The sequence below is a fragment of the Gilliamella sp. LMG 34359 genome (genome assembly GCF_984569085.1).
On sequence record NZ_OZ474906.1, the window covers coordinates 2546315 to 2569148 of the forward strand.

Consider the following 22834-nt stretch of genomic DNA (forward strand, 5'->3'; position numbering starts at 1 on the left):
AACTAATCTTTATAACGAATTTTTGCGCGTGAAGTTAAGCGCGTTAATAACTCATAAGCACTAATTCCAGTGTGCTTGGCGATCTGTTCAACAGGCAATTCTTTGCCCCATAAAATGACTTCATCTCCGGGTTTGTCATGGCAATCATGGCCTAAATCGACCACAATCATATCCATCGAAACTCGACCGACAATCGGCACAAGGCGACCATTAATACTGACAGGAGTATTTTCAGGTATACTGCGTGGATAACCATCACCATATCCTATCGCGACAATCCCTAACATAGTATCATGGTGACTAATCCAGGTTTGACCATAGCCAACGGTTTCGCCTTTTTTATGCTTACGGACTGAAATTAATTCAGACTTAAGCGTCATTGCCGGTTGTAAATCAGCAACTTCATCATTAAATGGCGAAACCCCATATAACGCAATACCAATTCGAACCATATTACGGTGAGAATCAGGCCAAGCAAGAATACCACCAGATGCCGCTATTGATTGCTGACCACCGATTAAATTACTATCGATTGAATTGATAAACTTATCAAATTGAGCTATTTGTTTATCGGTTTGAGATGAACTTAACTCATCAGCGCTACTAAAATGGCTGATAATATTTATTGGTTGACGGATTGCTTTGCAGCTAGCTAACCGATTAAATTCGGATATAGCTTCATCAAAATGAAAACCTAAACGGTGCATACCGGTATCAATTTTAAACCAAGCTGCAATCTCATTAGGAAAGGGGATAGTGTTTAAAACATCAATTTGCCAACTCGAATGAATAACCGGTTGCAAATTGAAATCGAGTAAATCATTAATATCATCATGAGGAAAAAAGCCTTCCAAAAGAACGATTGGACTGCGAATACCAACTTGACGCAATGTAACTGCTTCAGAAACACGGGCAACACCAAAATAATCAACTTTATCATCCAGTAATTGAGCAACACCTTCCATACCATGACCGTATGCATTAGCTTTAACAACTGCCATTAAAGTAACATCTGGTGATTTTTCTCTAAAAAACTCGATATTAGCTAAAATTGATTTACGATTAACTTCTACTACAGCAATAGACATTTTACAAACCTAATTTATATATTAGAGGTTTATTGTAAAATTTGTTATCAATAATGACAAATTTTTCTTTTCACCAAAGATCTGTCCTTAAAACAAAATTACCATAATTCTAATTAATTTAATTATTTACATAAATAATAATAATGATTATCATTAACATTAAATTTACTTAGGTAATAAAAAGTTGTCCAAGATAAGATACAAAAGAGAATCATTATGGCAAAAAATCCCCTCAAACCAAACTATTATATAGCAATATTAACTCTCTGCTTTTCTGCAGATCTTTTGGCTGAAGAACGAAAAAGCAATCCACAAGATACCATTATCGTTACAGCTGATCGTAACGGAAAAAGCGTATGGGATAGTTCAGTATCCGTTAATGCGGTCAATCGCGATGAAATTGAAAAACTTAATGGTGACTCGGTGGTTGAAGTACTACGTGATATTCCTGGGGTTGAAATTACCGATAACGCATTAGCTGGACGTAAACAGATTATGATTCGTGGTGAAGCCCCTTCACGTATATTGATGTTGATTGACGGACAAGAAGTTACTTATCATCGTTCAGGACATGGTTCGAGCGCTGGAGTATTAATTGACATGGAGTCCGTTGAACGTATAGAGGTCATTAAAGGGCCTCACTCTGTATTATTTGGTTCACAGGCTATTGGCGGTGTGGTTAATTTTATTACACGTAAAGGTAGTAAAGATGGAAAACCCCTTAATGGTGATGCAAAACTAGTCTATAACCAATCAACCGATGGCTTTACTGAAATGGGTACAGTTAACGGCACTATCGATGGAATATTTGATTACCGTATTAGTGGGACCTATTCGGAAAACGATGATCGCAAAGCTTATCAAGGCAAACTACATGATACCGATTTTGATAATAATAGCTTAAGTTCATGGTTTGGACTCAATCTTGATAAACACAAATTTGGGCTATCACTCGATCGCTACAAACTTAACACTAAAACCTATACTGACAAAGACGACAACTCCCCAGAAGTGAAAGAGTTTTGGGTGAAACTACCTGAACTAAAACGTGAAAAAATCGGATTTTTTTATGATTATGATGTCGATGGCAACTTGTTAAAAAAACTGCATTATGATGCTTACGCCCAAAAACTAAATCGTCAATTTAGAAACCATGTTGTAGTATCACCGGCTTCAGTTATGAAAGTAACCACCAACACAGCTACCAATGATGAACAAAAAACCTATGGTATGACATTCCAATCCGATATTGAACCACGTAGAGATATGAAGCTCATTACCGGTATACAATATCAACAAGATAATGTCGACCAAGACTCACACAATGTTGTTATAACAAAAATGCCTTCACCAAGAGCAAGCTATACTCAACACAAATACTTAACCAATAAATGGCAACAATCCAGTATCGCACTATTTGGTCAAAATGACTGGAATATCACCGATGATATTTCTTGGAATTTAGGTGCTCGGCAATATTGGGTCGAATCAAAATTAAAAAATGGCCATACTACTATCAACAAAATCCCGGCTATGGGTTCAGCGACCTCTAACCATAAAATTGATGGTAAAAAGAAAGATCATGACAATAACTTTGTAGTATCGTCAGGATTAACTTACTCAGGCATTGAAAACACTCAATTAAGAGCCTCTTTTGCCCAAGGATATGTTTATCCAACTCTTGCTCATCTTTATGCAGTCACCTCAGCAGCTTCACAAACCATCTATGGAAACTCTAATCTAAAAGCCGAAAAATCCAATAATTACGAAATTGGTTTGCGTTATAATAACAACAAATGGTTAGTTGATGGTGCTATCTATTATTCAGATGCAAAAGATTATATCACGCAAATGAACTGTAATGGCTCAGCAATTTGCGATGGTGCATCCGGGCGTAACGTTACTTACTACGGTAATGCCAATAAAGCCAAAACCCATGGTTTAGAATTAAGTCTTGAATATCTCGACCTACCGGTAAACCCTTATCTCAAAGGGAATTACCTAAGCCGTAAAATCAAAACCGAAACCTATAGAACACGTGACACCGGCAATCCCCGCTTTACAGGCAACGCGGGGATAAAACACACTGCTTATTTTGAAAAATTTGATATTGATTCCGACCTATTTATGCGATTTGCTACCAAAGCCACACAACGCAGTGATTCAGGCGTTTACCACTACAGTGGCTGGTCCACATTGAACTTATCAACTACTACGTCGTTTGGAGCTGATCGCCAGTACCATATTGGAGTAGATCTCAATAATATCTTAAACAAAAACTATACCACAGCTTACGAATCCATTCCTGCGGCCAAGTTTCACGCAATCGTCAGCGCCAGCATGAAATTCTAGTAATTGCTATACTCGATTATATAAGAGAGTGAACTGGGGGTATCAAAAACCCTGGTTCACAGTTTTTTTACTATAAAAAACTTCAATCCAGAAAAAATAAACTCGCCCCAATTGGCGCGAATAGTTCACTCATTTTTTGACGATAAAATATTGTTTTAAGGTTGAAATTAGTGTTTTTTTCGCTTGAATCAGTTGTTACCAAGAAACCGAGATTGTTAATCCTTTGACCTCACATGATAATTCGATAACATGTGATCCACTCGAATTATTAATCAATGGTTGGAAACCTAGTTTCGTTTGATATTCCAAACAGACTGTTTTGTCAAGAATAAGAGTGTGACAGCTATCATAAGTTAAATACAATGCACCTAACAATAGTATTTGGATAACTATTGTTAGGTGAAATGAATATATTTAATATAATGTAACGTTTTTATCTATTCCGTTAGTGTTTTGTCAATCATATTTTTCTTATTACCCAAAACTATTTTTATATTCTATCAGAGGTTGGTCTAGTTAGACTCAGGCCAGACACACAAACTATAGGCGCCATATTCTCCAGCGTAATTCCAACTGATTTGACCATCAACCGAATAGACATCTAATTGACGGGGGTTATCATCATTAGTGTCAATTTGAAAAGTTTCGTTATCTTCTTCGCTACCTATATCTTTAGTCCAATAACCGTGAGAGCCAAAGTTAGCATTTTTGTAGAACTTTTCGTCGTCCATGTTTCCCCATTCTGAAAAAAAGCCCTTACCGATTACACGTGTGAAATAATTATCAGTTGCGTTTGGATCAGCACCAATAGCGCCCTTACAAGCTCCAAGATATCCGGCACCCGAGCAAGCTCCATTTGTTAAATCACTAACTCTAGGAATTCCATAATGTATTTTTTCACACCAATTTTTTGTATTATTATATCTATATTCTTTTTTTCCACGATTAACAAACCACTGCTTCAATACGAAACCATATTTGACAATTGCAGGACCGTTATCATCGTATCTACCGACTAATTCAAATGTCTGTGGTAAATTAGGTTTACCACCTTCGACGCTAGGCTCATCGGCCTCCCATTCTGTTTGCTTAGCAAATGGACCGTCTAGTGTAACTCGAACCATTGTAGCATTAACTATTTCACCATGACTATCAACATCGTATCCAGCTTTAACAGTAATACCCCCCCGTTTAACTTCTTGCCATTTCAATTGTTGAACACCACCTATATCTAAATAAAAATGCAACGCATGAGCACCAGTAGTCGGAAAGTTTAAATCATAAGTAGCTTGTGGGATGTAACCTTTATCAGGATTCCACATGTTAGCGGGACCGTTAAAATTATGAACATCCGAAACTTGAGGGTTATTAACTAAATTTGGTCTAACAAAACAGAGTGATGGACTTGCTTTTGGATTGATATAATAAGTCACACTCCGTGTGTTAATATTAGTTCCATCAGGAACACCATACCTGGTTTTTAGTATGGCATCTGTATTACTTAATGTAACTTTATAAGGTGCGTTACAAATATCTAATCTAGCATTACGTGCCACATTCTGATTATTTTTGTCAGTAATGATTAAATTTAAGTCACCTGAAATTGTGAAGTCATCATCTCCGTCATCATCCCCCCAATAATTGTAGGGTGCACCAATGAGAGAACTTAATTTAACTGAGTTAGAACCAATTGGTACCGCCATATTAACATCTGCGAGAGTCTCCCCAAGATTAGGTAATACAATAGGTGCGGTTGATGAACGGTTCGTGACTGGCGTTATCTCTCTTCCGTCAGATAAAGAAATTTTGAAAAATTCATCATTTAAGCTAGTAACTTTAGTTTGACCATTGTCGAATGTTAAATAAGGCGCATTACCATTAATGGTATTAAACGTTTGAGATATTAATGCTTGGCTACTGAATGAAAATGACAACATAAACGCCAAACTTAAAATGAACTGCAAATATAAAAAAGATCGTGATAATAATCTTACGAATTGATAGAAAAATAAGCTATTATGGAATACCGTACTTTGATTACTAAAATTAGGCCTATTTAGATCGTAAGTCGTGCAAGTTGGCAGTTGGCAGTTGGCAGTTGGAGATTATAATTCATTTCGCTAATCCTGTCAAGTAATCTAATGATTAATTGAAATTTTCTTTACATATCGAATAAATACTATTCGATTATCTCACTTAATAATACGAGCAAAGTATAAAGATAAAAGAAGAACCTCGCAACTCCTATATGCAATTTAAATTGTTAACTTTTGTAAAAAAGTCTAGTTAAATTATACATTTTTCAAGTGCTATGCTTTACTCAATTATTTTATATTTTTTATTCTAAAAAGCGTTTGAATATAGTTTTAAATATTGAACAGTGAGGTTATTATTAATTCAATTAATCAAATTATATACTTTTTAATTTCATTCAAAAGATGATTGAAAATGGATATTTTGGACCGACAGAGCCAGTTAATGTGATATAGCTCTTGTATCAAATTGATTATTAGGTGGCAATTTGGTAGTGTTTGATTTTCCAAACAGACTGTTTTGTCAATAATAGGTGTGTAACAACTATCATAAGTTAAATACAATGCATCTAACAATAGTATTTGGATAACCATTGTTAGGTGAAATGGATATTTTTAATATAATGTAACCTTTATATCACTGAAACGCTCCAACCGATTATATATATCTACTAATGCAAAATCGGTTGGTTTTTATCAATTATCTTTTCTCTTATTACTCAAAAACTGTTTTTTATATTTTACCAAGTTGATTTAGTTATAAGGATAGACACACACGCCTAGCGCATCGTTTTCTCGAGGGTAATCCCAACCAACGGTGCCATCAAGTGTGTAAACATCAAAGAATGCTGCTGGTTTATTAGGATCAGGGTTGGGTTCATCACCTATATCTCTAGTCCAATAGCCGTATTCGTAAAAGTTAGCTTCTGTTCCGTAGAATTGGTTGTAACTCAAGTTTCCCCACTCCGAAAAAAAGCCTGCACCGATTATACGTTGAAAAAAATTACTGGTTGATGAAGGGGTAGCGCCTTTAACGCCTTCACAGAACCCAAGAGCTCCAGCTCCACTGCAAACTGAGTTTGTTAAATCCTTAACTTGAGGAAGACGATAACCTATTTTTCTACACCAATTTGCCATCTTCTCATTATTTGCGTATATTCTGTTACGATTAACAAACCATTTTTTTAATACAAAACCATATTTGACAATTGCAGGACCGCTATCATCGTATCTACCGACTAATTCAAATGTCTGTGGTAAATTAGGTTTGTCTATTTCACTACTAGGCTCATCGGCCTCCCATTGTGGTTTGGTAGCAGCTGGACCTTTTAGTGTAACTCGAACCATTGTAGCATTAACTATTTCACCATTACTATCAACATCGTATCCAGCTTTAACAGTAATACCCTCCCGTTTAACTTCTTGCCATTTCAATTGTTGAACACCACCTATATCTAAATAAAAATGCAGCTCATTAGCACCAGTAGTCGGGAAGTTTAATCTATAAGTAGCTTGTGGGATGTAACCTTTATCAGGATTCCACATGTCAGCGGGACCGTTAAAATTATGAACATTCGAAACCCGAGGGTTATTAACTAAATTTGGTCTAACAAAACAGATCGATGGACTGGCTTTTGGACTGATATAATAAGTCACACTCCTTGTGCTAATATTAGTTCCATTGGGAACACCATACCTAGTTTTTAACAAAGCATTTGTATTACTCAATGTAACTTTATAAGGTGCGTTACAAATTTCTAATCTAGTATTACGTGGCACAACCTGATTATTTTTATCAGTAATGATTAAATTTAAATCACCTGAAATTGAGAAATCATCATCTCCGTCATCATCCTTCCAATAATTGTAGGGTGCGCCAATGAGAGAACTTAATTTGACAGAGTTAGTACCAATTGGTACTACCATATTAATATCTGCGAGAGTCTCCCCCAAATTAGGCAATACAATGGGTATAGTTGATGAACTGTTTGTGACTGGAGTTATCTCTCTTCCGTTAGATAAAGTAATTTTGAAAAATTCATCATTTAAGCTAGTAACCTTAGTTTGACCATTGTCGAATGTTAAATAAGGCGCAGTACCATTAATGGTATTAAACGTTTGAGATATTAATGCTTGGCTACTGAATGAAAATGACAACATAAACGCCAAACTTAAAATGAACTGCAAATATAAAAAAGATCGTGATAATAATCTTACGAATTGATAGAAAAATAAGCTATTATGGAATACCGTACTTTGATTACTAAAATTAGGCCTATTTAGATCGTAAGTCGTGCAAGTTGGCAGTTGGCAGTTGGCAGTTGGCAGTTGGCAGTTGGCAGTTGGCAGTTGGCAGTTGGCAGTTGGCAGTTGGCAGTTGGCAGTTGGCAGTTGGCAGTTGGCAGTTGGCAGTTGGCAGTTGGCAGTTGGCAGTTGGCAGTTGGCAGTTGGCAGTTGGCAGTTGGCAGTTGGCAGTTGGCAGTTGGCAGTTGGCAGTTGGCAGTTGGCAGTTGGCAGTTGGCAGTTGGCAGTTGGCAGTTGGCAGTTGTAAATTATAATTCATTTCGCTAATCCTGTCAAGTAATCTAATGATTAATTGAAATTTTCTTTACATATCGAATAAATACTATTCGATTATCTCACTTAATAATACGAGCAAAGTATAAAGATAAAAAAAGAACCTCGCAACTCCTATATGCAATTTAAATTGTTAACTTTTGTAAAAAAGTCTAGTTAAATTATACATTTTTCAAGTGCTATGCTTTACTCAATTATTTTATATTTTTTATTCTAAAAAGCGTTTGAATATAGTTTTAAATATTGAACAGTGAGGCTATTATTAATTTAATTAATTAATTAAATTATATACTTTTTAATATTCATTCAATAGACGATTGAAAATGGATATTTTAGACCAACAGAGCCAGTTAATGTGATATAGCTCTTGTATCAAATTGATTATTAGGTGGCATTTTGGTAGTGTTTGATTCTCTGAACAGACCGTTTGTGTCAAACGATATAAGCATAACTGTCGTCGTAAATTAGATACAGTGTACTACCATAAATAGCATTTGGGAGCCTATTGTTAGGTGAAATGGATATTTTTGATATAATTTAACGTTTATATCTATGCAGCACACTAACCAATTATACTTATCTTCTAAGCAAAATTGGTTAGTGTTTTATCAATCATACTTTTCTTATTACTCAAAACTGTTTTTATATTCTATCAGAGGTTGGCTTAGTTAGAGCCAGGCCAGATACACAAACCATAAGCACCGTTTGCGCGAGAGTAATACCAACCGGAGGCACCATCACGAGAGTAAACATCAAGCCAAGGATCCTCGCCAGTTCTCTCAGGATCTGAATTGCCGTTTATCACTTCTGCAATACCCAGATCACTACTCCAGTAACCGTATTCGAAAAAGTGTATTTTTTGACTATCATAGAATGTTCCGGCCGGACTTAAGTTTCCCCACTCCGAAAAAAAACCTCCACCGATTCTACGTATGAAATAATTGTTATCAGATGCTGGAGTAGCGCCTTTACTGCCTCGACAATGCGGATAGTCTGGCCTGCAAAATGCGTTTGTTAAATCTTTAACTTTAGGTTGGCGATAACCTATGTTTTCACACCATTTTGCCGTACTACCATGATTTGTTTTTATGTCTCCACGATTAACAAGCCATTGTTGTAACACAAAACCATATTTAACAATTACAGGGCCGTTTTCATCGTATCTACCGACTAATTCAAATGTCTGTGGTAAATTAGGTTTATCTACGCTACCAGGCTTAGGCTTATCATTAGCCTTCCATTGTTCTGGGGTAGCAGATGGACCTTTTAGTGTAACGCGAAGCATTGTAACATCATTTTTATCATGTTCACCTTCAACAGTAACTCCCCCACGAACGACTTTGGCTTCTCCAACTTTTACTCCTGATGTTTCGTTTTCATTATTCCATATCAATGGTTGAACAACACCACCTAAATCTAAAAAGAAATGCATCTCATTAGCTCCAGTAGTCGGGAAGCTTGAATCATAAGTAGCTTGTGGGATGTAACCTCTTTGACGATTCCACATGTTAGCGGGACCGTCAAAATTATGATCAGTAGCATATATATCTTCTGTATTTGGTTTAGCAAAACAGACTTTTGGACTTACTTTCGGATTGATATAATAAGTCACACTCCGAGTACTAATATTAGCTTCATTGGGAATACCATACCTAGTTTTTAATATGGCATCTGTATTGCTCAATGTAACTTTATAAGGTGCGTTACAAATTTCTAATCTAGTGTTACGTGGCACAACCTGATTATTTTTATCAGTAATGACTAAATTTAAATCACCTGAAATTGTGAAGTCATCATCTCCGTCATCATCTCCCCAATAATTGTAGGGTGCACCAATGAGAGAATTTAATTTGACAGAGCTAGAACCAATTGGTACCGCCATATTAACATCTGCGAGAGTCTCCCCAAGATTAGGTAATACAATAGGTGCGGTTGATGAACGGTTCGTGACTGGCGTTATCTCTCTTCCGTCAGATAAAGTAATTTTGAACAATTCATCATTTAAGCTAGTAACTTTAGTTTGACCATTGTCGAATGTTAAATAAGGCGCAGTACCATTAATGGTATTAAATGTATGGGCTACTAATGCTTGACTACTAAATGAAAATAATAACATAAGCGCCAAACTTAAAATGCTCTCCCGAGATAAAAAAGATCTTAATGATGAGATTAAAAGTTGATATAAAAATAAACTACTGTGGAATACAGAACTATGATTACTAAAATTACGCCAATTTAAATCATAAATTGGATAGTGGTTGTGCAATGTGTGCTGTGTGCTGTGTGCTGTTGAATATTATAGTGCATTTCGACGTTCCTGTCAAGTAAATTAATGATTAATTGAAGATTTTTTATATTAAATAAATATTACTTGATTATTTCACTTAAGAGTGTGCAAAGAGTATAAGGATGGAAAAAGAACTACGCAACCTTTTTATAATTTAAATTGTTAGCTTTTGTAAAGCATCTAGTTAAATTATACATTTTTCAAGTGCTATGCTTTACTCAATTATTTTATATTTTTTATTCTAAAAAGCGTTTGAATATAGTTTTAAATATTGAACAGTGAGGCTATTATTAATTTAATTCAATTAATTAAATTATATACTTTTTAATATTCATTCAATAGACGATTGAAAATGGATATTTTAGACCGACAGAGCCAGTTAATGTGATATAGCTCTTGTATCAAATTGATTATTAGGTGGCATTTTGGTAGTGCTGATTCTCTGAACAGACCGTTTGTGTCAAACGATATGAGTATAACTGTCATCGTAAATTAGATACAGTGTACTACCATAAATAGCATTTGGGAGCCTATTGTTAGGTGAAATGGATATTTTTGATATAATTTAACATTTATATCTATGCAGCACACTAACCAATTATACTTATCTTCTAAGCAAAATTGGTTAGTGTTTTATCAATCATACTTTTCTTATTACTCAAAACTGTTTTTATATTCTATCAAAGGTTGGCTTAGTTAGAGCCAGGCCAGATACACAAACCATAAGCACCGTTTGCGCGAGAGTAATACCAACCAGAGGCACCATCACGAGAGTAAACATCAAGCCAAGGATCCTCTCCAGTTCTCTCAGGATCTGAATTGCCGTTTATCACTTCTGCAATACCCAGATCACTACTCCAGTAACCGTATTCGAAAAAGTGTATTTTTTGACTATCATAGAATGTTCCGGCCGGACTCAAGTTTCCCCACTCCGAAAAAAAAACTCCACCGATTCTACGTATGAAATAATTGTTATCAGATGCTGGAGTAGCGCCTTTACTGCCTCGACAATGCGGATAGTCTGGCCTGCAAAATGCGTTTGTTAAATCTTTAACTTTAGGTTGGCGATAACCTATGTTTGCACACCATTTTGCCGTACTACCATGATTTGTTTTTATGTCTCCACGATTAACAAGCCATTGTTGTAACACAAAACCATACTTAACGACGTCGTTACCATGACTATCACGACCAACTAACTCAAATACCTGAGGCAAAGATGGCCTATCGATATAACCTGAATCATCTGATTTTCATTGCGATTTGGTTGCAACTGGACCTGTTAGCGTGACACGAACGTTGCTATTTGTTAAATTGGTCATAGTAGCTGTAATACCACCATGAGAAACTGACGCCCAAGATAAATCGCTACTACCACCAATATCTAAATCAAAATACAAATCATTAGCTCCGGTAGTAGGAAAGTTTAAACTATAAGACGACGGCATAACTGACTGAGATAGAAAACCTTTATTTGGATCCCAAATGGCAGCTGGGCCTGCAAAATCACCTATACTGTAAGTTAAGTCAGGTTTAGCAAAACAAATTACTGGCAATGCTTTAGGATTAATATAATAAGTGACATTATTCGCACTAAATCGACTTTCATTAGGCACTCCATATCGGGTTCTTAGTAGACCTTCAGTATTAGATAAAGTTAATTTATAAGGCGCCTTACAAATAGTTAGAACTTCATCACGGGCAACCGTTCGATTATTTTTATCAACAATGGATAACCTTAAACTACCAGTAGCTGGTGATACCGTTAACGCCCTGACCATCACCATCATCATCCCCCCAAAAATTATGGGGAGGGCCAATGAGTGAACTCAATGTAATAGAACTTTTATTCGTTGGAACAAACATACCAATATCGACAAAACTCTGTCCAACTTCAGGCAATTCGATAGGAGCGGATAAATTTGAACTATTGCTTGTAGGGCTAAATTGTTTACCATCAGAAAGGGAGATCCCAAGCAAACCGTCGGTATTAGTCACACGTGTTCGTCCACCGTCGAAAGTTAAATATGGCACATTACCATTAATTTTATTCGAAGTTTTAGACGTTAACGCAAGGCTTGAATAGGAAGTTATTAATAACAAGCCAAATGATAACTCTAAAAAGAGCTGCAGGGGAAAAAAGAAACGATGCCAGAATTGCGATAAATGTTGCGAGCTTAACTTTAGGGAATTTAAATTACAACTTCTCCATGTTTCTTTTTTAACATTATAATGCATTTCGACAACCCTGTCAATTAACCATATGATTTATTTGTAATTTTACACTGATTATCTAGATGTTTATCGTTTGCATTAAACGATGCGAAAAGTATAGTGACTGAAAAAACACGATGCAATATTTTTTTACGTTTAATTGTTAACTTTCGTAAAGAGAAACAAAGAAGATATAAAAATAGATTAATAAATGTTTATTCTAATAGTAAAAAAGCATTTTGCATATCCTTATAAACTTTAGTCTTTTTACGATGGAAAATTTTGTTTTAGTGGTTAAAAATTAGTGATTATTATTGGGGATACAAAGTCAATTTTCTAGGCATGCAGTTAACTGCTAAAAGTACATTCTGCAACTTTCTTGAAAACTAAAAATCAGAATTTAAAATAAACGAAATTTAAAACAGATGGTATTCATGTTCTAAGAACAGAAGCAAAACATTTTCAACATCAACTTGACACTGTTAATTTTCACTATAATCTTTATAACCTAAAAAATATCATTGGAGATTATCAAGAGAATGAATGAAGATTATTCAGATTGTAATGTTGGGTTGAAAATAAAACAAATTAGAAAAAAACAAAACAAAACTTTACAGCAGTTGTCTTCAATTAGTGGACTATCAAGTGGTTATCTGAGTAATTTGGAAAGAAATATTATAAGCCCTACCATCGCTCAGTTACAAAAGGTATGTTTTGCTTTAAATATTAATATTACAGACGTATTAACAATCAATCAACCACCATCGAGCCCTGTAACCCGAGCAAATGAAAGAAAGGTTTTTTTTACTGAAAAAGACAAAGTAAAATATGAAATGTTAAATAATGGTGAGCATGATATAGAAGGTATCTGCATAACCGTTGAACAAGGTTTTAGTTACGAAAGAACTTCTTGGGGGCATGATTATGATGAGATAGCAGTAATTACCCAAGGTAGTTTATGTATTGAAATGCTTAATCAAAAATTTATAATCAACGCTGGGGATAGTATTTACATCAAGAAAAATACTTTGCATACATTTAAAAATGTTGGTAACTCAACATGTGTTAGTTATTGGTTTTATAAAAAAAAATAAAATTGCGGAGTTAATACTCCCAATCTCTCCTAAAATTCCTATTGTTCTATTAACTTTTCTCACTTTCTACTAAAACCACTACGACTGTAATACTTTTTCGTTAATTGCTAATTTTAATTGCAAAAATTTGATCAAATTCACAATTATGGAATTTTATTTATTTTTATGGATAATTAAAGTGGCTTAAAAATCTATTTATGATAGTTTATTTTCATAATTATAAAATAAATAGACTATTTTTTTATAATTATGATCATCACGGATGTGAATTATTTTCTGAAATACCTTTGAGGTGAATATATGAATAAACTATTTTTAAGCCAAGTATATATTTTTGTTGCATCTAGCCTTGGTTATTTAATCGGCGGTGGTTTTATGAGCGGTCAAGAAACTATCCAATTTTTTGTCCCTTTTGGACATAATGCTATTGGTGTTGGAGTGGTATTTAGTTTCGTTATCATTTTAGTAAATTTCGGCTTCATTTATGCTGGTAAATATGGTGGTTGTAGTAAAGGTACTGATGTTTTTACTTTTTTTTGCGGAACGTTTATAGGTAAAACCATTGAATGGTTTTCACTTTTATTCTGTTTTACTATGTTTATAGCTGAAATAGCTGCTGGCGGGTCAATTTTACATGAACAGTATGATTTACCCATTATTATTGGGGCGATTATCACCGCCATTATTACTGCCGGAACAGTTTCAATCGGTTTAAAATCAATCCTCAAATCATTGGGCATTATCATGCCATTCTTAACGGCATTTGTTATTATTGTAAGTATAGCAACTTTAATAATGAATGGTAATGATATTGATATAAATGTTTCTCGTATAGAATCTGGAGAATTTAATCTTTTGAAAGTTGCAAATAATTGGTTTCTTTCTGGAATTTCTTTAGTTGGATTGATGGTTCTTTTTTTAGCTGCATTTTCGGCTGATTTAGCAACAAAATTTGCTATTAAACCACTGGTAATTGGTCAAAGTATTGGTTTGATCATATACGCCTTTCTTGATATTACCGCTTCTTACGCAATCACGTCTAATATTGATCAAGTTGCAAATAAACAGATCATTAATTTATTTTTAGCTAAACAAATTTGGGCCCCTTTAGGTATTGCATTTGGTGCATTAATCTTTTTCGCTATTTACACCATATCAACTCCGTTACTGCATGTTATCGCTATCAAATTTTCCGAAGAAGGTACAAAAAAACATAAATGTATTGTCTGGGGTGTTGCTCTCATTTCTTTATTTGGAGCTCTAGCCTTACCATTTGATGTCATCATCAATGCGGTATATATCATGAGTGGTTATGTTGGTTCAGCAATTGTCATACTTATGATAATTAAATTTATTCGAATCTATTTTATTAAAAATCGTAAATAATGAGGTTATATGATTGTTCATAGTATTTTTAATGATGTTTTAGGACCTATAATGTGCGGTCCTTCTAGCTCACATTCTGCCGGTTGTGCAAGAATTGGATTACAAACAAGATTATTATTTGGAAGAGAAATTAATAAAGCAAATATCATATTTGATGCCAATGGATCCTACCCAGAAACTTATATTGGACAAGGTTCAAATTTTGGTTTTACTGGAGGGCTCCTTGGTTTTAAAACTGATAACGCAAAAGTTAAAGATTCAGTTGAAATAGCAAAAAAAATGAACAAAAACATCTGGTTTTCTAAACAAAAACTTTTTTCAAGGCATCCAAATGAAGCATTGATAAATGTTTATAATGAAAAAGATGAAATAGAATTATCCGTTTTAACATTTTCAACTGGTGGTGGTATGTTTGAAATTGTTGAATTAAATGGTTTTCCTGTTTTTATTGATGGAAATCAAGAGCAAATTTTTATTTGTTGCCAATCTGAATACTCAATAAAATTGGCAGAATTATTACAACTTTATAACCTTTCAATAACTAGTTCTGAAAAAAATAATCAAATACTCTTTTGCCTTTCGTCTTTTGATATAACCACCAAAGAAAAACTGTTAGCTTTAGAAAATCAACAATACATTTTATGGATAAAACATGCTCCAGTAATTATGCCTGTTGAAATGCAATCTAAGCCTCAAGCTATTTTCTCAAATGCTGATGGTGCTTTACAATACAGTAACACCACGAAAAAACCGATGTGGGAAATTGCTTTAGATTATGAACTCTCAATAAGTAAAGCAAGTAAAGAGGAAATATGGCAGCTTGCAGAACATACATATAATATAATGAAGCAATCAACCATTCCACCAGATCCGACTACAACACCTATGTATGGTTTTTTACCTTATAAAGCACAAGAAATGAAGCAGTCTATCAAAAATTCAAGTGCAATATCAACAGGTGTACTTAATAATGCTACTTTAGCGGCAATTTCTGTTATGGAAAATAGTTGTGCCCATAATATAGTTATTGCCGCCCCAACTGCAGGATCGAGTGGTGTTATACCTGCCAGCATCATAACAATAGGAGAAGATTTAAACTTGCCAAAGGAGGATATTATAAAAGGACTACTTGCAAGTGGCTTAATAGGATCATTTATTTCTAATAACGCTTCTTTTGGGGCTGAGGTTGCGGCCTGCCAAGCTGAAAATGGTTCGGCTAGTGCAATGGCTGCTGGTGGGATTGTTCAATTACTTGGTGGAACAATTGGGCAAGCTTTTCAAGCCGCGTCGATGGCTTTACAAAATATGTTAGGCCTTATTTGCGATCCAGTTGCAGGATTAACAGAAATACCATGCATTAGCCGTAATGTAAGCGCTATAGGTAATGCCGTACTGTCAGCAAATATGGTAATGTGGGGGTTTAATCCTGTTATTCCATTAGATGAAACCATAGCTTCAATGTACGATATAGGACAAAAACTACCTTCAGATTTCCGTTGTACTTGCCAAGGTGGTTTATGTACCACTAAAACTGGACAATTTTTATCACAAAGTCTGTTAATTAAAAGAGAAAAATTATAAATATCACCATATCTCTCAATACATTAACGTATTGAGAGATCATTATTTATTAATTATGGTTTTTTCAGCAAAAAGATATAATTCTTCAACATTAAAAAGTAAATAATATCATTTTGCCCTTCGATTGCTGTCTTATAGAATTAGCTGTTATAATCAATTTTTCTATTTTTTTAGGAAGATAGTTATGTATATTATTTATGGGATTAAAAACTGTAATACCATGAAGAAAGCATTTACTTGGCTTGATGATCAGCAGATTAGTTATCAATTTCATAACTACAAAACTGATGGTTTGTCGGCTGAGTTGTTAAGTCGCTTATTAGAACTTGTTGATTGGCAAAGCTTGTTAAATACTCGCGGTACTACTTGGCGTAAACTTGATGAGGCAATACGCCTTCAAATTGATAATCAAGATGCCGCTATGAAAATTATGTTAGCTAATCCATCGATTTTAAAGCGTCCGTTACTTGTTGATGGCAAGCGAGCTCTTTTAGGTTTTTCTGATGAGAGCTATTCACAATTTATTAATCCTAAACCATAAGATTGAGAGCACTATGACCGAACCTGTTATTGCATTAACCAAAGCATTGATTGCTGAAAGATCCATAAGCCCCGATGATAAAAACTGCCAAAAGATGATTATCGATCGCCTAAAACCGTTAGGCTTTGTAATTGAAGAGGTGAATATTGGTAAAACAAAAAATCTGTGGGCTTATCATGGCAACGGTAAAACTTTAATGTTTGCTGGTCATACAGATGTGGTACCAGCCGGTGATGAAAGTAAATGGAGTTATCCACCTTTTGAACCGACTATCGATGAAAATGGCGTACTTTATGGTCGTGGTGCGGCGGATATGAAAAGTGGTGTAGCGGCGATGGTTTGTGCCGCCGAGTCGTTTGTCAAAAAATATCCTAATCATACTGGTCGAGTAGCATTTTTACTAACCTCCGATGAAGAAGCTGAAGCGACTGATGGTACGGTTAAAGTAGTCGATTTGTTAATTAAACGCCAAGAAAAGATCGATTATTGTATTGTCGGCGAACCTTCCAGCGATAGCGTATTAGGTGATCAGATCAAGAATGGTCGCCGTGGTTCCTTAACTGCAAATCTCGTGGTGCATGGTATCCAAGGCCATGTCGCTTATCCCCATCTTGCTGATAATCCGGTTCATAAATTTGCCCCAGCTTTAAATGAATTAGTAACCACCGTGTGGGATAATGGTAATGAGTATTTTCCACAAACTACCATGCAAATAGCTAATATTAATGGTGGAACCGGCGCCGAAAATGTGGTTCCCGGTGATTTATCGGTACAGTTTAACTTTCGTTATAGTAGTGAATTAACGGATGAGATGATTAAAGCAAAAGTCGACGCGATTTTGCGAAAACATAATTTAAACTATACTTTGAAGTGGCGATTATCTGGTCAGCCGTTTTTAACCCCACAAGGAGAACTTACTGATGCTGCCACTAGTGCCATTAAGACCTTTACTCAACTTGATAGCAAATTATCTACCAGTGGAGGAACTTCTGACGGACGGTTTATTGCCAAATTAGGTTGTCAAGTGATTGAATTTGGCGTGTTAAATAAAACTATTCACAAAGTGAATGAGAATGTGAATTGTCAAGATGTCGTTACATTACAAGCTATCTATATCGATATCTTAGAAAGATTGTTACTTGCTTAGTTGGTCGATTTTATTGTGATGAATGATGCGTAAATTGTAAAGACACTGTATGCTAATTATTAAAATCAACGTTTAAGGGGATTTAAATGGAGTGGCTTAAAGATTATTGGTGGGTAATTCTAATTATTTTAGTGGGAATCTTTATTAACACAATTAAAGCGCTGAATAAATTGAACTATAAGCACTATCTGGATAAAAAGAAAGGAATAAAACCTATACCTTATAACGATGATGAGGACGACGATTGGCCAAGTCGTCCTCAACAAAAATAATTTACCGTTTATTGATTATTATGATTATTTCTCGCAAAGATAGTTTGATTTGAATAACGATCAACCCACATCGCTGTTGCGCCACAAACTGCTATCGGCATAATAATCAAATTTAATAATGGTACCATGGTAAAAAAGCTGATTAAAATACCAAACAGTAAATTATCCAAGCGATCATGTTTTAATATCTGGCGCATACGTTTAAAAGGAATTTTATGATTATCAAAAACATAATCAGCATATTGAATATTAATTTGCCATGCTGTAAATAAAAACCACACTATTGGTGTTACCAATTGCCCTAAGACAGGAATAAAATAACTAACCAAAATTGGGATAGCCCATAATAAGTAATAACCAAATTTTTGTAGTTCACGTTTAAATATCCGCGGTAAGTCTTTTATCAAACTCATCAAAGAGACATCGGGCACCGTAACACCAGTTAATTTTGCTTCCACCTGTTCGGCAAGCAAACCATTAAATGGAGCTGCGATAATGTTAGCAACGGTGCTAAAGAAGTAACAAAATAAGATCACTAAGGTTAAAATCACAATACCACTTATTATATAGCCTAACCAATGTAACCAACTCGGTATAAATGATAATCCCCAATTAGTCAGACCAGTAATCGATATAAAAAACCAATAAAATAGTGCTGACATAATAACAATATTAGCTAATAATGGTAAAAACACAAAACGTCTTAAGCCAGGACTAAAAGCTAAAGACCATCCTTTAATAAAGTAATCTATACTTGATTTAGGGTTTTGGCTGTTATCAGAGGTGGAATGTGGATGTTGTGATTGGTGTTCTAACTTAGGTGTTGTCACAATGAGTTCCTCTTACTTAATATTGATGTCATTTTAACCATTAATTAAATCAGACAGCAACTTACTTTCATTTTACTTTCTTTTTACTTTCTTTATAATCGAAATTAATCAATTTGGCATACTGTTTGATAATTTTTAAGCCACCTTTTTACCTCTTGTTTGATGGCTAGCTGCAGTTCGTTCCTACCAGTTAATTGATATTGTTTAATCAATGACCGTTCACTATTTTTGTTTTGCAATAATGCAGCTAATAATGGCATTGGCATTTTACTATTATTTTCGTTATCTTTCAGTAAACGACAAAGTGAAGGATACGAAGCTTCAAATGGTCGATGGTAATTACAAAATCCTTGCAAGTCTTGGTAATCTTGCGGCGTTAATGCTTGCTGCTCATCAACGGATACTAACTGGCTAATTGGCAAATCAATAATGCCATTAAGCCAATAGCCATTTCTCATTAAATTTTGCGCTAAACGTTGAGTTAATTCATGACCTTGCTTGGAAATAGGCTTAATCATTATCATCGAATAGCTACCTGAACTGGCTTGTTTATGGCTAGCAATATGTACTAAGGTAAAACCACAAATACGCCAAAACTGATAATTTGCATCATTGTAAGCAAAACTCACTGAGACAAAATCATTATTCTGTTTCTTTGCCTGTTGATAGATTTGCGCTACCAACTGTTTAGCAATTTGTTGACGTCGATAAGGTTCAATAACTGCAATACGGTTAATTCTGACCGATTTTAATTTAGCCGCTAATTTATCGCCAGCATGTGCAACCAATGATTGTGCAACAAGATTACCTTTAGGTCGGCGTAAGCCTTTCCATACATCATCAATTAATTCTTCTGACAAACCACCTTCATCAATTGTAATAGCCGCAGCAATTAGTTGATCAGCCCTTTTCGCTTGCCAAACCAATAAGTTCTCTGCATCAAATAATCGTCTTAAATCCACTAATGTTGTTTGATAATGCGCTATTTTCAATAAATAATAGACTGATTTTAGTGTGTCTATATCATCTCTTTCTGTAAGCGAATAGCTAATAGTATGCTCATTAGTTCGCGATTTTATATCTTCATCTATTATACCATTAAGTAGTAATTTATCGCATAGTTGTTCGAGCTGATCATTTTCTTGCCAGCGAATAGGTGAACTTAGATAAAATCGCTTCACGATATGCTTATCCAATAATTTTAATAAAAAACCTTGGCCTGTCCCTTCATAACCTTCGACTGTAGTGGTTAACAAAATTTTAGTTTGTTTAGCTAATGCTATTTGTATTAGTTGTTCTAACATTGGCAATGGAATCATTGCCGCTTCATCAATAATTAACCATTGAGGAAATGCATAATCGTCCATTGTGATTAATTGATCAGGAGCATAAAACAGCGAGCTTGATTTAGCAAAGCGATAAAAAGTTGTTAAAGCATTTTTATTTGGTGCAGTTACCCAGCAATCATGGTGATGAGTAAACAGACCTGCTAAGGCTGATTTCCCCCGTCCACGTTTAGCTATAACTAAATTTAAGTGACTATTGCTTTGTAATAATTGGGTCAACACCAACTGCTGTTGGGTTAAATCGCTTTGTGTATCATTCAATGAGGTAAACATTGTTGGTTTTTTTGTGGCAAATTCCGACAAAGTTTGTTGCAGATGACAGACAAAATTGGGCACAGCAATTGGCGTAGTGGATTCATTCCAGCGCAAACTATCTTGGTCAATCCAATGAGAAAAATCAATCGGTAAAAATAAAATTAGCACGCTACCTTTAACTAAGGTACCTACTAACATCGCAAAAGCCTCTAGATTAAAACTTTCAGTGGCATCAAAGATAGCATGCTTAAACTCTTGTCCAAGTAATGATTTGCTTTGACTGGGTTGAATGTGATTTCTAATTGCTTCGGGCAAATTGACTTGCGAGGTAATCGCCAGCCAATCCCCAGGATATTGTTGAATAATGGGATTAATTTGATTAAATAGCTGAGTACGCGAACCATTTAACACCCAAAGCTTTCTGGTGCTATTAGTCATTAATTAACTTTTTCCAATCAATAACGACAAAATTCCCGCTGCAATCAATGGACCGACAGGTATCCCTTTGAAAAAAGCCACACCAATCAACGTGCCAATAATTAAGCCATTTATTATGGTTGGATGAGCACCAATTAATGATACACCGCGTGTTCCAAGCCAAGAAACTAAAATCCCAACTAAAATAGCCAACAATGATTGCCAAGTAGTGAATGATTTTAAAATATCGGTGATATTTAATGAACCATCAGCCAATGGCACCATCATTGCCGCCGTTAAGATCACAATACCAATGGTTAAACCATATTGATTTAAGAATGGAAAATAGCTTGCTAGGGGCGTTAATTTAAATAACAACAGTAACAATACAGCAAAAGTCACTGTGTTATTATGCGTGATATAACACAGTGCAGCTAAACCTAATAAAAGAAAGAAAGAGATGTCAAATTGGGCAAACATTAAAGCGGAACACCAATACGTTTAGCAACCTCTTCATAAGCCTCAATCACGCCACCTAAACCTTGACGGAAACGATCTTTATCCATTTTTTTTAAGGTTTGTTTTTCCCACAAGCGGCAACCATCTGGTGAAAACTCATCACCTAAGGTGATTTCACCCTTAAATAGACCAAACTCTAATTTATAGTCAACTAGAATTAATCCGGCTTTATCAAATAGCTCGGTTAAAACGCTATTGATTTTAAAGCTTAGTGCCTTCATGGTAGCTAACTGTTCATCAGTTGCCCAACCAAAGGCTTTACAGTGTGACTCATTAACCATTGGGTCATGTAAAGCATCATTTTTTAAGAAGAGTTCAAAGGTTGCTGGATTGAGTATTTTACCTTCTTCAACTCCTAAACGTTTGACTAATGAACCCGCTGCACGATTACGCACTACACATTCAACCGGCACCATTTCAAGTTTTTTTACCAGTACTTCATTGTCTGATAATAAGGCTTCAACTTGTGTTGGAATGCCTGCTTCACGCAACTTAGTCATAATAAAATAGTTAAACTTATTATTTACCATTCCCTTACGATCTAACTGTTCAATGCGCAGTCCATCAAATGCCGAGGTATCATTACGAAACTCAAGAATCAATAGATCAGGATTGTCAGTGGTGTAAACAGTTTTTGCTTTACCACGATAAAGCTCAGCCAACTTTTTCATGTTTATAACCTTATATCAATTTACCAATAAATAATTAAGGAGCTATACGCCCCTTAATGTCAAATCTAGTTTTGTTACCTTGCTATTTCAATCCTAAGCTAAGATACCTAAAATTAATCCGCTATTAGGTTAAAATAGACTAAATAACAGCTCCGTTTTAATTCGTTTAAATGAAAGATTATTCAATCATTAACCTACCGACATTTACTGACTTTACCTTTAAG

19 protein-coding genes are annotated in these 22834 nt (G+C 35.0%); 7 read left to right on the forward strand and 12 right to left on the reverse strand.

Features of this window, described 5'->3' with window-relative positions; all coding sequences use genetic code 11:
- Positions 1–2: 2 nt before the first annotated feature.
- Positions 3–1088: an alanine racemase gene (gene alr, locus AC5LXV_RS11805; protein ID WP_493466536.1), complete on the reverse strand. Its 1086-nt coding sequence runs from the start codon at positions 1086–1088 to the stop codon at positions 3–5.
- 216 nt (positions 1089–1304) lie between these two features.
- On the opposite strand from alr, the gene AC5LXV_RS11810 reads away from it, so the two are divergent.
- Positions 1305–3440, forward strand: coding sequence for a TonB-dependent receptor plug domain-containing protein (locus AC5LXV_RS11810; protein ID WP_493466537.1), 2136 nt, complete (start codon positions 1305–1307; stop codon positions 3438–3440).
- Positions 3441–3952: 512 nt separating this feature from the next.
- Here the strand turns inward: AC5LXV_RS11810 and AC5LXV_RS11815 are convergent.
- The 7 genes from AC5LXV_RS11815 to AC5LXV_RS11845 form a co-directional block, all read right to left on the reverse strand.
- A complete protein-coding gene (locus AC5LXV_RS11815; RefSeq protein ID WP_493466538.1) occupies positions 3953–5377 on the reverse strand; it encodes a hypothetical protein in 1425 nt (474 codons plus the stop codon).
- A gap of 849 nt (positions 5378–6226) precedes the next feature.
- On the reverse strand, positions 6227–7633 hold the full coding sequence (locus AC5LXV_RS11820; protein ID WP_493466539.1) for a hypothetical protein: 1407 nt from the start codon (positions 7631–7633) through the stop codon (positions 6227–6229).
- 115 nt (positions 7634–7748) lie between these two features.
- Positions 7749–8036 (reverse strand): hypothetical protein, encoded by a 288-nt coding sequence (locus AC5LXV_RS11825; protein WP_493466540.1) that lies wholly within the window; start codon positions 8034–8036, stop codon positions 7749–7751.
- 678 nt (positions 8037–8714) lie between these two features.
- Positions 8715–10166 carry a hypothetical protein gene (locus AC5LXV_RS11830; protein ID WP_493466541.1) on the reverse strand — a complete coding sequence of 484 codons (1452 nt, stop codon included), beginning with the start codon at positions 10164–10166 and terminating at the stop codon, positions 8715–8717.
- Between the two features lie 863 nt (positions 10167–11029).
- Positions 11030–11554: a hypothetical protein gene (locus AC5LXV_RS11835; protein WP_493466542.1), complete on the reverse strand. Its 525-nt coding sequence runs from the start codon at positions 11552–11554 to the stop codon at positions 11030–11032.
- A 36-nt stretch (positions 11555–11590) separates the two neighbouring features.
- Complete coding sequence (locus tag AC5LXV_RS11840) at positions 11591–12118, reverse strand: hypothetical protein (protein ID WP_493466543.1); 528 nt, start codon at positions 12116–12118, stop codon at positions 11591–11593.
- Entirely contained in the window at positions 12081–12575 is a 495-nt protein-coding gene (locus tag AC5LXV_RS11845; protein WP_493444925.1) for a hypothetical protein, read from the reverse strand. Before AC5LXV_RS11845 ends, AC5LXV_RS11840 begins: the two co-directional genes overlap by 38 nt.
- 515 nt (positions 12576–13090) lie before the next feature.
- Here AC5LXV_RS11845 and AC5LXV_RS11850 point away from each other — a divergent pair.
- The 6 genes from AC5LXV_RS11850 (at position 13091) to AC5LXV_RS11875 (ending at position 18572) form a co-directional block, all read left to right on the forward strand.
- On the forward strand, positions 13091–13645 hold the full coding sequence (locus AC5LXV_RS11850; protein WP_110433209.1) for a helix-turn-helix domain-containing protein: 555 nt from the start codon (positions 13091–13093) through the stop codon (positions 13643–13645).
- Between the two features lie 300 nt (positions 13646–13945).
- Positions 13946–15031, forward strand: a complete 1086-nt coding sequence (locus tag AC5LXV_RS11855) for a hypothetical protein (protein WP_493466544.1) — start codon at positions 13946–13948, stop codon at positions 15029–15031.
- Positions 15032–15040: 9 nt separating this feature from the next.
- The gene (locus tag AC5LXV_RS11860) at positions 15041–16612 is read left to right on the forward strand and encodes an L-serine ammonia-lyase, iron-sulfur-dependent, subunit alpha (protein ID WP_493466545.1); all 1572 of its coding nucleotides are present in this window, start codon (positions 15041–15043) and stop codon (positions 16610–16612) included.
- A gap of 184 nt (positions 16613–16796) precedes the next feature.
- Positions 16797–17153, forward strand: a complete 357-nt coding sequence (locus tag AC5LXV_RS11865; protein ID WP_493466546.1) for an ArsC family reductase — start codon at positions 16797–16799, stop codon at positions 17151–17153.
- Between the two features lie 13 nt (positions 17154–17166).
- Positions 17167–18300: a succinyl-diaminopimelate desuccinylase gene (dapE, locus tag AC5LXV_RS11870; protein ID WP_493461485.1), complete on the forward strand. Its 1134-nt coding sequence runs from the start codon at positions 17167–17169 to the stop codon at positions 18298–18300.
- 86 nt (positions 18301–18386) lie between these two features.
- Positions 18387–18572 (forward strand): YpfN family protein, encoded by a 186-nt coding sequence (locus AC5LXV_RS11875; protein ID WP_110423157.1) that lies wholly within the window; start codon positions 18387–18389, stop codon positions 18570–18572.
- Between the two features lie 8 nt (positions 18573–18580).
- On the opposite strand, the gene cysZ is transcribed toward AC5LXV_RS11875, so the two are convergent.
- The 4 genes from cysZ to purC all read right to left on the reverse strand — a co-directional run bounded on the left by cysZ (position 18581) and on the right by purC (position 22610).
- A complete protein-coding gene (gene cysZ, locus AC5LXV_RS11880; protein ID WP_493466547.1) occupies positions 18581–19402 on the reverse strand; it encodes a sulfate transporter CysZ in 822 nt (273 codons plus the stop codon).
- 104 nt (positions 19403–19506) lie between these two features.
- Positions 19507–21441 (reverse strand): GNAT family N-acetyltransferase, encoded by a 1935-nt coding sequence (locus tag AC5LXV_RS11885; RefSeq protein ID WP_493466548.1) that lies wholly within the window; start codon positions 21439–21441, stop codon positions 19507–19509.
- 3 nt (positions 21442–21444) lie between these two features.
- A complete protein-coding gene (locus AC5LXV_RS11890; protein ID WP_110433203.1) occupies positions 21445–21900 on the reverse strand; it encodes a DUF441 domain-containing protein in 456 nt (151 codons plus the stop codon).
- Positions 21900–22610 (reverse strand): phosphoribosylaminoimidazolesuccinocarboxamide synthase, encoded by a 711-nt coding sequence (purC, locus tag AC5LXV_RS11895; RefSeq protein WP_110423153.1) that lies wholly within the window; start codon positions 22608–22610, stop codon positions 21900–21902. The genes AC5LXV_RS11890 and purC overlap by 1 nt, the downstream gene beginning before the upstream one ends.
- Positions 22611–22834: the final 224 nt, after the last annotated feature.

Coding starts and splice junctions, on each gene's coding strand:
- alr (WP_493466536.1), bottom strand. CDS start 1,088: ATGTCTATTGCTGTAGTAGAAGTTAATCGTAAATCAATTTTAGCTAAT.
- AC5LXV_RS11810 (WP_493466537.1), top strand. CDS start 1,305: ATGGCAAAAAATCCCCTCAAACCAAACTATTATATAGCAATATTAACT.
- AC5LXV_RS11815 (WP_493466538.1), bottom strand. CDS start 5,377: ATGTTGTCATTTTCATTCAGTAGCCAAGCATTAATATCTCAAACGTTT.
- AC5LXV_RS11820 (WP_493466539.1), bottom strand. CDS start 7,633: ATGTTGTCATTTTCATTCAGTAGCCAAGCATTAATATCTCAAACGTTT.
- AC5LXV_RS11825 (WP_493466540.1), bottom strand. CDS start 8,036: ATGAATTATAATTTACAACTGCCAACTGCCAACTGCCAACTGCCAACT.
- AC5LXV_RS11830 (WP_493466541.1), bottom strand. CDS start 10,166: ATGTTATTATTTTCATTTAGTAGTCAAGCATTAGTAGCCCATACATTT.
- AC5LXV_RS11840 (WP_493466543.1), bottom strand. CDS start 12,118: ATGGTCAGGGCGTTAACGGTATCACCAGCTACTGGTAGTTTAAGGTTA.
- AC5LXV_RS11845 (WP_493444925.1), bottom strand. CDS start 12,575: ATGCATTATAATGTTAAAAAAGAAACATGGAGAAGTTGTAATTTAAAT.
- AC5LXV_RS11850 (WP_110433209.1), top strand. CDS start 13,091: ATGAATGAAGATTATTCAGATTGTAATGTTGGGTTGAAAATAAAACAA.
- AC5LXV_RS11855 (WP_493466544.1), top strand. CDS start 13,946: ATGAATAAACTATTTTTAAGCCAAGTATATATTTTTGTTGCATCTAGC.
- AC5LXV_RS11860 (WP_493466545.1), top strand. CDS start 15,041: ATGATTGTTCATAGTATTTTTAATGATGTTTTAGGACCTATAATGTGC.
- AC5LXV_RS11865 (WP_493466546.1), top strand. CDS start 16,797: ATGTATATTATTTATGGGATTAAAAACTGTAATACCATGAAGAAAGCA.
- dapE (WP_493461485.1), top strand. CDS start 17,167: ATGACCGAACCTGTTATTGCATTAACCAAAGCATTGATTGCTGAAAGA.
- AC5LXV_RS11875 (WP_110423157.1), top strand. CDS start 18,387: ATGGAGTGGCTTAAAGATTATTGGTGGGTAATTCTAATTATTTTAGTG.
- AC5LXV_RS11885 (WP_493466548.1), bottom strand. CDS start 21,441: ATGACTAATAGCACCAGAAAGCTTTGGGTGTTAAATGGTTCGCGTACT.
- AC5LXV_RS11890 (WP_110433203.1), bottom strand. CDS start 21,900: ATGTTTGCCCAATTTGACATCTCTTTCTTTCTTTTATTAGGTTTAGCT.
- purC (WP_110423153.1), bottom strand. CDS start 22,610: ATGAAAAAGTTGGCTGAGCTTTATCGTGGTAAAGCAAAAACTGTTTAC.